General features: G+C 31.8%; 11 protein-coding genes. 6 read left to right on the forward strand and 5 right to left on the reverse strand.

All coding sequences use genetic code 11. From position 1 onward, the window contains the following. Positions 1 to 2: 2 nt before the first annotated feature. On the forward strand, positions 3 to 926 hold the full coding sequence (locus UXY25_RS10295; protein ID WP_320815930.1) for a DMT family transporter: 924 nt from the start codon (positions 3 to 5) through the stop codon (positions 924 to 926). 48 nt (positions 927 to 974) lie between these two features. Here the strand turns inward: UXY25_RS10295 and UXY25_RS10300 are convergent, their stop codons facing one another. Further along, complete coding sequence (locus UXY25_RS10300) at positions 975 to 3,068, reverse strand: M13 family metallopeptidase (protein WP_320815931.1); 2,094 nt, start codon at positions 3,066 to 3,068, stop codon at positions 975 to 977. A gap of 162 nt (positions 3,069 to 3,230) precedes the next feature. Here UXY25_RS10300 and UXY25_RS10305 point away from each other — a divergent pair, with 162 nt between their 5' ends. Next, on the forward strand, positions 3,231 to 6,353 hold the full coding sequence (locus UXY25_RS10305) for a M36 family metallopeptidase (protein ID WP_320815932.1): 3,123 nt from the start codon (positions 3,231 to 3,233) through the stop codon (positions 6,351 to 6,353). 583 nt (positions 6,354 to 6,936) lie between these two features. Here the strand turns inward: UXY25_RS10305 and UXY25_RS10310 are convergent. Then, entirely contained in the window at positions 6,937 to 10,314 is a 3,378-nt protein-coding gene (locus UXY25_RS10310; RefSeq protein ID WP_320815933.1) for a T9SS type A sorting domain-containing protein, read from the reverse strand. A gap of 130 nt (positions 10,315 to 10,444) precedes the next feature. Here UXY25_RS10310 and UXY25_RS10315 point away from each other — a divergent pair, with 130 nt between their 5' ends. The 4 genes from UXY25_RS10315 to UXY25_RS10330 all read left to right on the forward strand — a co-directional run bounded on the left by UXY25_RS10315 (position 10,445) and on the right by UXY25_RS10330 (position 13,653). Then, positions 10,445 to 11,104 (forward strand): SCO family protein, encoded by a 660-nt coding sequence (locus UXY25_RS10315; RefSeq protein WP_320815934.1) that lies wholly within the window; start codon positions 10,445 to 10,447, stop codon positions 11,102 to 11,104. Positions 11,105 to 11,180: 76 nt separating this feature from the next. After that, positions 11,181 to 11,411, forward strand: coding sequence for a FeoA family protein (locus UXY25_RS10320; protein ID WP_320815935.1), 231 nt, complete (start codon positions 11,181 to 11,183; stop codon positions 11,409 to 11,411). A 10-nt stretch (positions 11,412 to 11,421) separates the two neighbouring features. Further along, positions 11,422 to 13,524 (forward strand): ferrous iron transport protein B, encoded by a 2,103-nt coding sequence (gene feoB / locus UXY25_RS10325; protein ID WP_320815936.1) that lies wholly within the window; start codon positions 11,422 to 11,424, stop codon positions 13,522 to 13,524. Between the two features lie 6 nt (positions 13,525 to 13,530). After that, positions 13,531 to 13,653: a FeoB-associated Cys-rich membrane protein gene (locus UXY25_RS10330; protein WP_320815937.1), complete on the forward strand. Its 123-nt coding sequence runs from the start codon at positions 13,531 to 13,533 to the stop codon at positions 13,651 to 13,653. Here the strand turns inward: UXY25_RS10330 and UXY25_RS10335 are convergent, their stop codons facing one another. From UXY25_RS10335 to UXY25_RS10345, 3 genes are read right to left on the reverse strand one after another with little or no spacing between them, the layout of a single operon-like run. Beyond that, positions 13,654 to 14,004, reverse strand: a complete 351-nt coding sequence (locus UXY25_RS10335; RefSeq protein WP_320815938.1) for a hypothetical protein — start codon at positions 14,002 to 14,004, stop codon at positions 13,654 to 13,656. Between the two features lie 14 nt (positions 14,005 to 14,018). Next, the gene (locus UXY25_RS10340; protein ID WP_320815939.1) at positions 14,019 to 14,414 is read right to left on the reverse strand and encodes a hypothetical protein; all 396 of its coding nucleotides are present in this window, start codon (positions 14,412 to 14,414) and stop codon (positions 14,019 to 14,021) included. A 24-nt stretch (positions 14,415 to 14,438) separates the two neighbouring features. Further along, on the reverse strand, positions 14,439 to 15,257 hold the full coding sequence (locus UXY25_RS10345) for a ZIP family metal transporter (protein ID WP_320815940.1): 819 nt from the start codon (positions 15,255 to 15,257) through the stop codon (positions 14,439 to 14,441). Position 15,258 lies beyond the last annotated feature (1 nt).

Genomic DNA, 15,258 nt, shown 5'->3' on the forward strand with positions numbered 1-15,258 from the left:
AAATGGCATATTACAGCGTTTTTCATAACTATATTACTAAAAAGAAAAACGCAATTGGCTTACCCATTCTTGCGCTTTGTTGGTGTTGTTTTTTTTGGGGAACAACTTGGATTGCGTCAAAAGAAGGAGTAAAACACATGCCAGCTCTTCAATTAGTTGCTATTAGACAGTTGTTTGGTGGACTTATTTTTTTAATTTATTTCTTAGCTATAAAAGCACCTTGGCCAAACAAAAGACAATGGCGAAATATTCTTATTTTGAGCATTCTAAACTTTATGTTGAGTAACGGCTTAAGCACTTGGGGTGTAAAATATATTTCGAGTGGTTTAGGAGCCATTATTGGTTCTATATTTCCACTTTGGATTGTAATCATTAGTTTTTTTAGAGGTGAAAAAGTGTCTTGGCGTGCTACATTAGGATTGGTAATTTGCTTTTTAGGAATCTGTGTCATCTTTTACGATTACCTCAACGATTTTTTAAATCCAGAGTTTCAATTTGGAATTATTTTATCTATCATAGCAACCTTTACTTGGGCTTTATCTACTATTTATATTAAAGAAAACAACACCAATTTTAATCCGTATTTTAATATTGGGTTACAAATGCTTATCTCTTGTGCGGTTATGTTTTCTGTTTGTGAATTATCAGGCATAAGCATGCCGTTAAATGACATTCCAGCTATCTCGTGGTGGGCAATTGGCTATTTGGTATTGTTTGGTTCTGTATTGACTTTTATTGCATTTATATATTCTTTAGAACACTTACCAAAAGAGATAAGTAGTTTATATGCTTACATTAACCCAATGGTTGCTTTATTGTTTGGTTATTTGCTTTTTAACGAATCCTTAAGCACAGCAATTATCATTGGCGGACTAATTACGCTTTCTGGTTTGTTTATGGTAAACAGAGCTATTAAAAAGAAATAAAAAATCCCAAGCTTTCACTTGGGATTTTGAATTATAATAGAATTTGGATTACCAAATTTTTACTCTTTTTTCTGGAGCAAGATACATTCCATCTCCTTCTTTAATACTGAATGCTTTATAGAAAGAATCAACATTTTGTAAAGGCACATAAGCTCTATATTGTCCTGGCGAATGCGGATCAGTCTTAACCTGATTTTTAATTGCTTCATCACGCATTTTACTTCTCCAAATAGTTGACCAAGAAATAAAGAAACGTTGCTCTGGTGTAAAACCATCAATTAATCCTGGGTTTCCGTTTTTAGCCAAATAAATTTGTAAACCATCATAAGCAGCATTTACTCCACCTAAATCTCCGATGTTTTCACCTAGTGTAAATTTACCATCTACAAAAGTTCCTGGTAATGGTTGTAAGTTGGAATATTGATCTGCTAAAGCACCTCCAAGTGAAGTAAATTGTGTTAAATCTTCATCACTCCACCAGTTTACTAAGTTTCCATCCGCATTATAACGAGAACCTGAATCGTCAAAACCATGAGAAATTTCGTGGCCAATTACAGCTCCAATTCCACCGTAATTTACAGCTTCATCTGCTTTATAATCATAAAAAGGTGGTTGTAAAATTGCTGCTGGGAAAACGATTTCGTTGTTTGAAGGGTTAAAGTAAGCATTAACCGTTTGCGGAGACATTCCCCACTCTTCTTTATCAACTGGTTTTCCAAGTTTCTTAATGTTTTCATTATTACCCCATTTTGATGCATTTTTCATGTTTTCAAAATAAGTCCCTCCATTTTCAGGAGCAACAATTACAAGTTCAGAATAATCTTTCCATTTATCTGGATAACCAATTTTAACTCTCGATTTTCTAAGTTTTAATTTTGCATTTTCCTTAGTTGCTTTTGTCATCCAAGGTAAATTATCAATACGACTTTCAAATGCTAAAAAGACATTTTTAATCATTGCTTCTGCTTTGGCTTTGGCTTCTGCAGGGAATTTTTTCTCTACATATAATTTTCCTAAAGCTTCACCTAAAGTTCCATTTACAGTTGCCAATGCTCTTTCGTCAGCTGGACGTTGTTGTACTGCTCCTGTTAACGTTTTCCCGTAAAATTCCCAATTTGCATTAGCAATTTCAGTAGTTAAAAGTCCTGAAGATTGACGCAATAAAGTCCATTTCATATAAGCTTTCCAAGAATCTAACTTATTTTCTTTTAAAATAGACTCAACTGTTTCCACATATTTTGGTTGAGAAACTACAATAGAATCAAGTTTTCCCATTCCAATTCCCTCATAATACTTTGTCCAATTTACTGATGGACTTAACTTTTGCAATTCAGCAATCGTCATAGGATTATATGTTTTTCTTCTGTCTCTACGTTCAACTCTATCTAAAGTTGCAGTTGACATTTTAATTTCTAAAGCTAAAATCTTAGCAGCGCTTGAAGTTGCCAATTTTTCATCTTGACCAATAAATTGTAACATTCTAGCAACATGTGCTTGGTATTTTTCACGTTTTTCAACATTATCTGGCGCATCCGAAACATAATAATCTCTGTCTGGTAAACCAAGGCTTCCAGTACTTAAATAGACTACATTCCTACTGCTATTTTTAGCATCGGTATACACATAACTTCCAAAAAAACCAACACCATTCCCGTCAGCTTCCATTTCAGTGATTAATGCTGCAACATCTTTAGCTGATTTTACTGCATCAATTTTTGCTAAATAAGGTTTTAATGGATCAATACCTTGTTTATCTCTTGCTACGGTATCTAAAATAGACTTGTATAAGTTAATTGCTTTAGCTTGATCAGATTTTGGATCGATAGACTTGTCGTCAATAGCTTCTTTTAAAATAGCCATAACGTCTTCATCTGTATTTTTACGAAGTTCATCAAAGCTACCCCAACGAGTTCTATCACTTGGGATTTCTGTATTATCTAACCATTTTCCGTTTACATAACGAAAGAAATCATCTGAAGGTTTCACAGAAGTATCCATAAAGTTAGTATTAATACCAGTCGATTCTTTTTTGACTTCAACAATTTCAACAGCCTTAACCGCTTCTTGCTTTGCTTTACAAGAATTTAATAGTGAAGCTAAAAAAAGGAAGCCTAGGCTTCCTTTAAAAATGTAATTTTTCATTTTATATTTTTAGTTTAAGAAAGTTATCAAAACAAATATATGTTTTTGAAATGAGAAATTCGACCATAGTCATAGTATGAATATATTTTTAACAATTGTTAACCATAATAAAAAAGAAATATTTTTATATATTGCATCAAATTCCTATAAATTTTCAATGAAATGGCAAAAAAAAATTACTTTCCCTTATTTATCGCAGTCTTTTTTTTATTTATCGTAAAAAACGGATATTCACAAGATGATTTGAAATCATCTAAATATAGTGATAAAATCAAACAACATTTATCATTAAAAAAATATGAATTATCAGACTCTGATCTTCAAAACCTATATGTAGACAGTGAGTATCTTACAAAAAAAACACAGATTACTCATGTGTATGTTGGTCAACAATATCAAGGTATAAAAATTTTTAATGCAATATCAAGTATTGCTATTAAAGATGACAATGTTTTTTATGTAGGAAGTGCATTTGTGAAGAATGTAAAAGAAAAAATCAATACCGTATCGCCTTCAATAAGCAAAGAAGAAGCTATTCAAAAAGTTGCTTCACATTTTAAATTAAAGTCACCAAGTAACCTTAAGATATTAAGTTCTACTAAAAATAGTTATATTTTCGACAAAGGAGATTCTTTTTTAGAAAACATACCTGTTAAATTAGTTTACACATATGTAGATCAACTAGAATTAAAATTATCTTGGGATTTAAGTCTTTACACAATTGATGGGAAACACAATTGGAGTGCAAGAGTAGACGCAATATCAGGTGAGATTATAGAATTTAACGATTTAGTAATAAGTTGTGATTTTGGAACTCCTTGCAATATTACTGGAAATCACTCACATGATGACCCAAGTAACAAAAACGAAATAAGTATGTTCTCAAAAAAACCATCTATGATGGTTGGTGGGGCTCAATACAGGGTATATGCCCTTCCTGCAGAAAGCCCAATTCATACAACTGGAAGAGCTCTTGTTGTTGACCCAGAAAACACTACAGCATCACCATATGGATGGCATGATACTAATGGAGTTTTAGGCGCAGAGTATACAATTACAAGAGGAAATAATGTACATGCTTATAATGATATAGCAAACACAAATACTAGTCCAGGTAACGAACCGAATGGTGGTGCCGCTTTATCTTTTGATTTTACTTCAAATTTAAGTTTGGCTCCAAGTACAAATACAACCGCTGCACAAAATTTAAATTCAAACACTACTAATTTGTTCTACATGTCTAACATGATGCATGACATATGGTATAGCTATGGATTTGACGAAGCAGCAGGAAACTTTCAACAAAACAATTATGGAAATGGTGGTATTGGTGGCGATTATGTAAAAGCGGAGGCACAAGATGGTGGAGGAACTAATAACGCAAACTTCAGTACTCCTGCAGATGGTACTAGTGGTAGAATGCAAATGTATATATGGACTGCTGCTAACCCTGATAAAGATGGAGATTTAGATAATGGAATAGTTGCTCACGAATACGGGCACGGTATATCAACAAGATTAGGTGGAGGTCCAAACAACAGTGGTTGTTTATCTGGAGACGAACAACAAGGTGAAGGTTGGGCTGATTGGTTTGCATTAATGATTACTATGAAACCTGGTGACGTAGGAACTACAGGTAGAGGTATTGGTACATATGCAATAAATCAAACTACAACAGGAGGCGGTATTAGAACTTATAAATACTCAACCAGCATGACTACAAATCCTCATACATATAACAGCATTAAAACAGAAGCAGTTCCTCACGGAGTTGGATCTGTATGGTGCGCTATGCTATGGGATTTAACTTGGGCATATGTTGATAAATATGGTTTTGATGCAGATTTATATAATGGGACTGGTGGAAATAACAGAGTAATGCAATTAGTGTTAGATGGCTTAAAATTACAACCATGTGGATCAGGGTTTGTTGATTCTAGAGATGCATTACTTAGCGCAGATATTGCATTAACAGGAGGAGACAATCAATGTCTTATTTGGGAGGTATTTGCAAGAAGAGGACTTGGAGCTTCAGCTATACAAGGCACTTCAGCTTCTAGAGCAGATGGTACGCAAGCATTTGACATGCCTTTAGCATACATAAAAGCTAATGTCACATTAAACACTTGTGGTTCAGATATTGTAACACTTACTTTATCAAACTTAAATACAAGTGCAATATCTCAGTTTAATTACAACTACACAATTGATGGTGGAGCTACTAATGCTGGAAGCTGGACAGGAAACATCAACTCATGTTCGGTTACTTCTGGCGTGCCATTTACTTATGGAACTCTAACTAGAGGAGCTCATGAAATTGTTATTACAGGAACAAATCCAGTTACTGTACCTGTATCATTTTTTGTAAATGTTAACGATTCAGGTGTAGAAAATGTTATAAACACATTTGAAACCGCAACCGATAATTTAGTAGCATATGATAATGGAGGTACTGCTGCAACCTGGAATAGAGGTGTTGCATATGGACCAGGACCGGGTAGATCTTTGACAAATTCTGTAGCAGGCGGTTCAAAAGTATATGGTACAAATCTAAACGGAATACATGGTGATGGTTCTAAATTTTATTTAGTTTCTCAATGTTATGATTTATCATCACTAAAAGACACTTTTGTTAAATTTGATTTAGCATTTGATATTGAACAAGACTGGGATTTATTATACATGGAGTACTCAACTAATGGAGGTACTTCTTGGACAGTATTAGGTACTTCAACAGATGTAAATTGGTATAATAGTTCTAGATTGCCAAATGGTATAGATTGTTTTAATTGTGTTGGAGCCCAATGGACTGGAGAAGCTGCTGATGTAACAACTCACACAGATGGAGGTAGAGTAGGCACAATGCATAGATACAGTCATACTTTAAGTGCTTTTGACAGTACTGGGTCTGCTCAAACAAGTATTGTATTTAGATTTACATATCACGCAGATGAGGCTTACGCAGAAGAAGGAGCATTAATAGATAACTTTGTAGTAGAAGGAGTTATTAATCCTCTGTCTCTAGAAGAAAATAGTTTCACGGAACTTACTATTTATCCAAATCCAACAAATGGATTATTAAACATAAGTAGTTCTTCTTCGTTACAAGATGCCAAAATATCTCTATATGATATTACCGGAAGGCTTTTATCTAGAGAAGTTAACATTAATCTAATTAACAATAATTCAATGATTATTAATGTTGCTAATCTGGCTTCTGGGAATTATTTTATAACAATTGAGAACGACAACTTAAAATCAGTAAAACAGTTTATCAAAAAATAGTTTTATAAAAATACTTAACCCTAAATAATCTATGTTGATTATTAATTAAACACTTGCAAAACATTTTTGCAAGTGTTTTGCTTTTATATATTATTGTTTTGTGCAACAAACATATTAGGCTACGTGTTTTTCAATAATTACTTTAATAATATTGTTAGTTTTTTTACTATATAATTACATAACTATAAGTCTCTATATTAAACCTATCTATACTTTTTTAATTGTACTCAAATAATTTAAAGAGTAACACAACACTTCTATCTATTATTGGCAAAAGCTTAATAAACTCTAAAATTTCATAAAAAAAGCAATCTGATCTAAACAAACTATTGACAAAAACTACACCTTCTCATATTATGCTGTTAGCCGTTAAGAATAAGGTATAGAAAATCTTCCTAGCCAACTATGCTCATTAAATAAAGATACCATCAGTTTTCTATTTGAATACTTTTTATATATGGTTATATTTCAAAAAAAAAACGTGAAACAAAAAACTCCAATTTTATTGGAGTTTTTTGTTTCACGTTTTGTTACGATGAATTAAAAGTAGCAGTTATTCAGCTAAATAATTAGAACTTAATTATTACTTTTTAATTAATCTTTTTACTATGTTTTGATCATTTGAAGAAATTTTAATAAAGTAAATACCTTGTGAAGCAGAAGATAAATCTAAATTAGTTTCTACAGTAGTTAAATTTTCTTTTGTTAAAATCAATTTCCCTGAAATATCATAAACTTGAATTTGTGTTGGTTCAAAAGTGCCATAAGAAACGGTCACCAATCCATTTGATGGATTAGGGTAAACAGAAATGTTGTTTAACTCAAAACTCTCGTTAGCTAAAGTACCATTTATAACAAAATCATCAACATTTACCCCTTTTTGATTTGCTGATTCGTCTGAATGAAATACAATTCTAAAAATCACATTCGATGGAGCCCCTAAAGAAGCTAATGGATATGAATATGTTTTTAAAGTTAAGTCTGTACCTGTCCATTGCGCACCCGGGCAGTTATAACAATCGTTTCCTGCCGTAGCTTGAGTTCTGTCACTATTGTACCAATTTGCTCCCATAGTGCCTAAAACAGTCCAATTTGCTCCAAAATTAGTCGAATATTGTACATAAACAATATCCCAATCTTGTTCTAAGTCAAACTTCATAGCAAAACTTATCATTGGATTTGACACATTCGCCAAATTATAACATTGAGAAACTAAATATGATTTTGTTAAATCTGCATAGTTTGCAGTTAACAAATTAGTTGTGTAAACTGTATTCCCAGATGAATTCATTGTCCCTGCTGTTCTAATTCCTCTTTCCCATGCAGACCCAGAAGTTCCTTCATTATATGCTATTAATGCATCCGAAGGATTTGTGAAATTATTTACAACTCCAACCGTCCCAGCGTCATTAACATAAAATGGAGTAAGGCCACTGTTATTATCTGGATAAGCATCATTAGTGATTGTTGTAGTTACATTTAAATTATGAGTCCCTCTTGCTAAAACTAACGATGGTAAGCCAATTGTTGTTGTTGCATTTGAAGCTAAAGTTCCATTCCAAACATAACTATATGGATTTCCATCTACAGTATAGTTTACAGTTACAGAAGTAATTGGATTTGTACCATTATTTTTAACTTCTACTACTGGAGAAACCGTTCCACACGTAATATCTAAAGTAGGGCTTTGAATTTGAACCAATTTTACATCGTTTAAAGGAACTTCAACAGGAATATCAGTTTGCCAAACACCTCTACCATAAGTCCCAGCAATTAATTTAGAGTCCTCTAAGTTAATTTCAAGATCTGTAACAGAAACATTAGGTAAATTAGTTTCAAAAGGCATCCATGAGGCCATAGAGTCATCTCTATAGTAAACACCTAAACTAGTACCTAAATAAAGAGGGTTAGTTGTATTTCTACCTTGGTGAACAATTATATTTTTACCAATGTTTGGTAATCCTGTATTATGAGATACAAAAGATGTTCCACCGTTTGTTGATCTATATACTTGACCTGTTGTTCCAGAAGTTGTAATATAAACAATACTACTATTTGTAGAATGAACTTCAATTGAAGTGATATTTCCTGTAGCAGAATAGGCTAAACTAAAGTTAACACCCTTATTTGTACTTTTATATAAACCCGAACCATTTGCAATATACATGATATCATCATTTGAAGGATCTACATGAATTAATTCTAAATTCCCACTTCCAATAGTACCAGTATTTTGTTGAACCCAAGCTCCTCCAATTAATTGAAACAAATTTCCAAATCCCGAAAATAATTCACCTTGAGAGTTTGGCATTAATGGCGTTACCCAGTTTCCATTTACACCTCCTGGAGAAGCTACTGAACCTGAAATTCCACCACCAGCATTATTACTTACATACATACTAGTACCATATTGAATAAAACCGTAGTATAAGTTTTGATTTACTGGACTAATTGCTGCATCCATTCCGTCTGCACCATAATAATTTTTCCAAGCTCCTCCACTATATGCATGTCCTCCATTATCTTGTAAGCCTCCAACAATATTAGCTGAAGTCTGTTTTGAAACTGCAATTTTATAAAATTGACTAATTTGAGCCGTAGCAGTTAAATCGGTAAAATTTGTTCCACCATTAGTTGAACGATAAACTCCTCCATCGCTTCCGCAAAATAGTTTACCATTATAGAAACCTAAATAATGAATATCTGCATGCGTATATGATGGAGCTGAAGGTGCGTTCCAATTGTTTACTTTTGTAAATGCCACTCCTCCATTAGTAGATTTCCAAACATTTAGACATCCGGTATAAATTTCATCTTTATTAGTATTTGAAACTGCAAATGCCATATCATACCATGATTGCGTAGACTCAAAAACGTCTGTAGTTCCCGATGTTTTTGTCCAGTTTGTTCCACCATTAGTAGAACGATAAACTCCTTGAAATGCGTTTGCAGTTGTTGCACTTAAAATGTATACATAATTTGCATCTGCAGGAGTTACATCTAAACTTAATCTTCCAGAACTTAATGGAAGTCCAGTTGTAATAACTGAAAATGAATCTCCAGTATTTGTAGAACGAATAAATCTATTAGAATTAACTGCATAAACAGTTGTCGGGTCACTTGGCTTAAATCGAACTGAACCTTGAGCAAAACTACCTGTTTGTACAACTGACCATGTAGTACCACCATTACTAGTTTTATATAAACCTACACTTGTTGCACATAATAATATTTGATTATTTGATGGATGCATTATAATATCACCAGCTCTAGTAGTAGTATTAGTAAATGTTAGACCTGTTGTGTTCCATGTTACACCACCATCGGTAGATTTAAGAACACCAATTGAATAAGTGTCACCAGCATCTTTATCTCCAGTAGCAATATAAATAACATTTGAATTCGTATGATCTACAGCAATTCCCGAAACTCCTATTTGTGGAAGTTCATCTGAAAGAGGAGTCCAATTAACTCCTGAATCAATAGATTTCCATATTCCACCTGCAGGTGTACCAATGTATAAAGTGGTCGAAGTATTTGGGTCTTCATATACAAAGTTAACCCTTCCTTGCCCTGAAGACCATGAACCAGTGTTTGTATGTGTAAAAGGACCAACTGGCTGCCAATTACTTGGAGGCAAAGCTAAAGCACTTCTAGATTGTTTTGATTGTTGTTTTTGATTCCAAGCATCCCACATTTCTTGTGGAGTAATTAAGTATCCTTGATCGTTCACCTTATTACGCCAATGGTATTCCCAACGCATAAAAGGCTTATGACCTGATCCTTTCACATTTTGATCGTGAGTAAGCCAATACTGATCAAATGAACTTTTTAATTCGTCAATTGATAATTCATTTTGTTTTGAATTTTGTGAATTTATTGACCATGGAGCAGATTCGCTAAATTGCGAATATCCTAAAAAAGAGATAAGCAACATTAACAATAAGTAAATTTTTTTCATGTTTTAGTAGTTTTATTGGGTAATTTTCACAAATATAAATAGTATTTTACAAAAAAAATAATTCTCAACAATATAAATATCAAATATTTACATAAAAAATATAAATTCTATATTTTTGTAAAAAAATAACATGTCCTTAAAAAAATACAAATTATTCATATTCATATTTATAACTATTTCATTAATTATATTTATTGCTATTTACACCTTACTTAAACCTAAAAAAACACTCCCTATTTTTTCCCCTAGAGATGTAAATACAGAATTAGTTGACACAACCGTTCAACATATTGGATATAAACATACTATTGCCGATTTTGCTTTTACTAACCAAAACGGGAAAATGATTACTCAAAAAGACTATGACGGAAAAATATATGTAGCTGATTTCTTTTTTACAACTTGTCCTACAATTTGCCCGAAAATGACTGACAATATGGTTTGGCTACAAAATCAAATTAAAAGCAATTCAAAAGTAATGTTACTGTCTCATTCAGTAACACCAGATATTGACAACGTAAGGGTATTAAAAAAATACGCTCTAGAAAAAGGTGTTGATGATACAAAATGGAATTTGGTTACAGGTAACAAAAAAGACATTTATTACATTGCCCGAAAATCATACTTAGCAGTAAAGACAAATAGTTCAGTCGAACTTTATGACATGGTTCATACTGAAAACTTTATTTTAGTGGACCAAAAAAGAAGAATTAGAGGTTTTTATGACGGAACAAACCTTGAAGATGTAAAAAAACTATTAGAGGACATCAACTATCTTTCGCAAGAGTAAAGTTAATTTATGATAATTATCATTTTGATTTTCTAAATAATAGCTACATTTGTATTTTAATTCAATCTAAATAAGAGTGGCTGTTTTACTTTCAGATTTAAAAATTGGCGAAAAAGCAATAATACTCGATGTAAATATTGACGAAATTCCTTTAAAACTTCTTGAAATGGGTTGTTTGCCTGGGAATGAAATTCAATTGTTACAAATTGCTCCTTTTGGAGACCCTTTGTATTTTAACATCAATGATTCTCATGTAGCAATTCGAAAAGAAACCGCTGCTGAAGTTACTATACGTTTAGAAAAATAGATTTAATTTAATGCACAATACCACTATAAAAGTCGCTTTAATTGGAAACCCAAACGTGGGTAAAACTTCTGTTTTCAACCAATTAACAGGTCTTAATCAACAAGTGGGAAATTACCCAGGGATAACTGTTGAAAAAAAAGAAGGGATTTGTAAACTGTCTTCAAATTCGAAAGCAAAAATAATTGACCTTCCTGGAACTTACAGTTTAAATGCAAGTTCAATTGATGAAAATGTAGTTATCGAATTACTTTTAAATAAAAATGATATTGACTTTCCAGATGTAGCAGTAGTTGTTACTGAAGTGGAAAATTTAAAACGAAATTTACTTTTGTTTACTCAAATTAAAGATTTAGAAATTCCCACCATTCTCGTAATTAACATGAGTGATAGAATGGCTTTAAAAGGAATTGAATTAGACATTCCTTATCTTGAAGAAGAGTTCAATACCAAAATTGCACTGGTAAGCTCAAGAAAAAAAGTTGGAATTGATAATCTTAAAAACTTAATTCAAGATTATAAAAATTTATCAATCGAACCTTGCTTACACGCTTCCAGTATAGATCCAGAATATTTTGATAAATTAAGAAAAACATTCCCCAATCAATTACTTTACAAACTTTGGTTGGTAATTACTCAAGATGTAAACTTTTTAAATTTAGAGCGAAATGAAATTAAAAGTTCTTTCACAAAATCACATGCAGATTTAAAGCGTTTACAACAAAAAGAAACAATTAAAAGATACCAATTTATTAATGACACTTTAAAAATTGGTCAAACTATAGATAAAACGAAAGCCTCTGATTTTCAAAGTAAATTAGATAGAGTTTTAACACATAAAATTTTTGGCTACGTTATTTTCTTCGGAATTTTAATGGTTATTTTTCAGTCCCTATTTGATTGGAGCAGTATTCCAATGGATTTTATTGATGAATCTTTTGCTAATTTAAGTTCATATGCAAAAACAAATCTACCCGCAGGAGAATTTACTAATTTAATAAGTGAAGGGCTAATTCCCGGAATAGGCGGAATTGTAATTTTTATTCCTCAAATAGCATTTTTATTTCTGTTTATTTCTGTGTTAGAAGAGAGTGGTTACATGAGTCGTGTGGTCTTCTTAATGGATAAAGTAATGCAAAAATTTGGACTTTCAGGAAAAAGCATTGTGCCTTTAATTTCAGGAACTGCATGTGCTATTCCTGCCATTATGAGTGCGCGAAATATTGAAAACTGGAAAGAACGATTAATCACCATTTTAGTTACTCCATTTACAACTTGCTCTGCTAGATTACCGGTTTATGCCATTTTAATCTCATTAATAATTCCAGATAAAAGAATATTAGGCTTTTTAAGTTTACAAGGCTTAACTTTAATGTTCTTGTATTTAATAGGATTTGGTGCGGCAGTCATATCTGCTTATATTTTAAACAAAATGCTAAAGTTAAAATGCAAATCGTATTTTGTTGTTGAAATGCCAAGTTATAAAATTCCAATGTTTAGTAACGTAGGAATTAATGTTTTAGAAAAAACAAAAGCATTTGTTACTGGTGCAGGAAAAATAATCTTAGCAATATCTGTTGTTTTATGGTTTTTAGGTTCTCATGGACCAAGTAATGGTTTTGATAATGCAGAGACAATCGTTTTAAAGTCAAATGAAAGTAAAACCATTAGTACTGATGTTCTTGAAGATGAAATAAGTGCTTATAAGCTAGAACATTCTTATATTGGTATTCTAGGAAAAACTATTGAACCTGCAATTAAACCTTTAGGTTACGATTGGAAAATAGGGATTGCGGTTTTAAGTTCATTTGCAGCAAGGGAAGTTTTCGTAGGAACTTTGGCAACTATTTATAGTGTAGGTAATCATAGCGAAGAAGAAACAACTATTAAAAACAAAATGGCTGCAGAAGTTCATCCTGAAACAGGAGATAAAATTTTTAATTTTGCAACAGGAGTTTCGCTGTTACTATTCTATGCTTTTGCTATGCAATGTGTAAGTACTTTAGCTATCGTTAAAAAAGAAACCAATTCTTGGAAATGGCCAATAATTCAATTGGTATTTATGAGTGGATTCGCCTATATTGTTTCATTAATTGCCTATCAGGTTTTAAAATAAGAAGTTATGCAAGAAATTTTAGTTTACATAACATTAGCTGTAGCTGTAGGATTTTTAGTTAAAAAATTCTTTTGGAAAAAAAAGCCCAAAAAATCAAAATCTTGTGGCGATGATTGTGCTTGTCATTAATTATTCAAGTTTTAATAATTTAATAAAATTTTTGTTTGAAACATAAATTCCATTTTTATTAGAAATAAGATTATTTTCTATAAAATATGTTATAATTGAGTCTCTTGAATAACACTTAATATAAAATTCATTAACTGATGGGTTTTTTAAATACTCTTTCTTAACTGAGTTAGATATTTCTTTTTCAAAAGAATTAATAATTAAGCTGTCTTTTACTACTACTAAAACCGAATCACTTTTTTTAAAATCAATGACTTCTATATATTTAAACTTATTATAAATTCTTTTTTCACAACTTAAAAAAGCTACTGAGATAAAAAAGAAAAAAATTAAAGTTTTTAAATTACTCATTATATTAAATGTTTTTAGTCAAAATTAATATTCAATAAATAATCTTCTAAATTGACTTCAACACCTTGTTTTTTTTCAGGAAGCACTTCAATGCTTTTAATCTCTTTGTTTGAAGTATATTTTTCTAATACCCATTTATTTTTATTAAAATTTATGAAGTTTATGGTTAAAGGTTCGTCTTTATAGAAGACTCCTTCTTTATAAATTGAAAGTATAAGTTCAACTTCTCCCGCCCAAACACAATTCACTCCTTCAGGACAACGAGAATCTGAAACTATTTCTTTTATTTTAAAAGAATACTCTTCACTTAATTTATTTATTTGCACTGGTAAATCAGTTAGTACTTCTTCTTTTTTAGAAGCACAACCTATTAATAAAACAACTATAAAGAAACTGACTATTTTTTTCATTCTACCAAGTTAGTAAAAAAACGATTAACCTAAAGCAACATCAAGAATCATCATTACAATGAAACCGCCAATAAATCCTAAAGTGGCAATATCAGTATTATTAGCTTGTTGTGTTTCCGGAATTACTTCTTCCACTACAACAAATATCATTGCACCAGCAGCAAAAGCTAAAGCGTAAGGTAACATTGGAGTAAAAAATGTTACGGCAACAGCACCTAAAACTCCAGCAATAGGCTCAACAATTGCAGATGCTTGTCCGTACATAAAACTCTTTCTTCTGCTCATTCCCATTCTTCTCAAAGGCATTGAAACAGCAATTCCTTCAGGAAAATTTTGAATTCCAATTCCAATAGCTAAAGTAACAGCACCTGCAATAGAAGCTTCTGGGATTCCAGCAGCAACACCGCCAAATAAAACTCCAATCGCTAATCCTTCTGGAATATTATGCATTGTAATGGCTAAAGTTAATAAAGTAGTTCTTTGCCAAGGTGATTTTATACCTTCTGTTTCCTTAAAATTAATGTGCAAATGAGGTAATATTTTGTCTAATCCAAAAATAAAAAGAGCTCCTAAAGCAAAACCAACTGCAGCCGGAATTACTTTAACAAATCCTTCACCATCACTCATAGCAATTGATGGAGCTAATAAACTCCAAAAACTCGCGGCAACCATAACTCCACCCGTAAAACCAAGCATTCCATCAAAAAATGTTCGATTCATTTCTTTAAAAAAGAACACAAATGAAGCTCCTAAAGCAGTTAAAAACCAAGTAAACATAGTAGCATAAAAAGCAGCCAAAATTGGATCAATGCTCTCTAAATAAGTTAAAACATCTTGAAACATA

The sequence above is a fragment of the Flavobacterium sp. genome, assembly GCF_034111225.1.
Taxonomy (GTDB): Bacteria; Bacteroidota; Bacteroidia; order Flavobacteriales; family Flavobacteriaceae; genus Flavobacterium.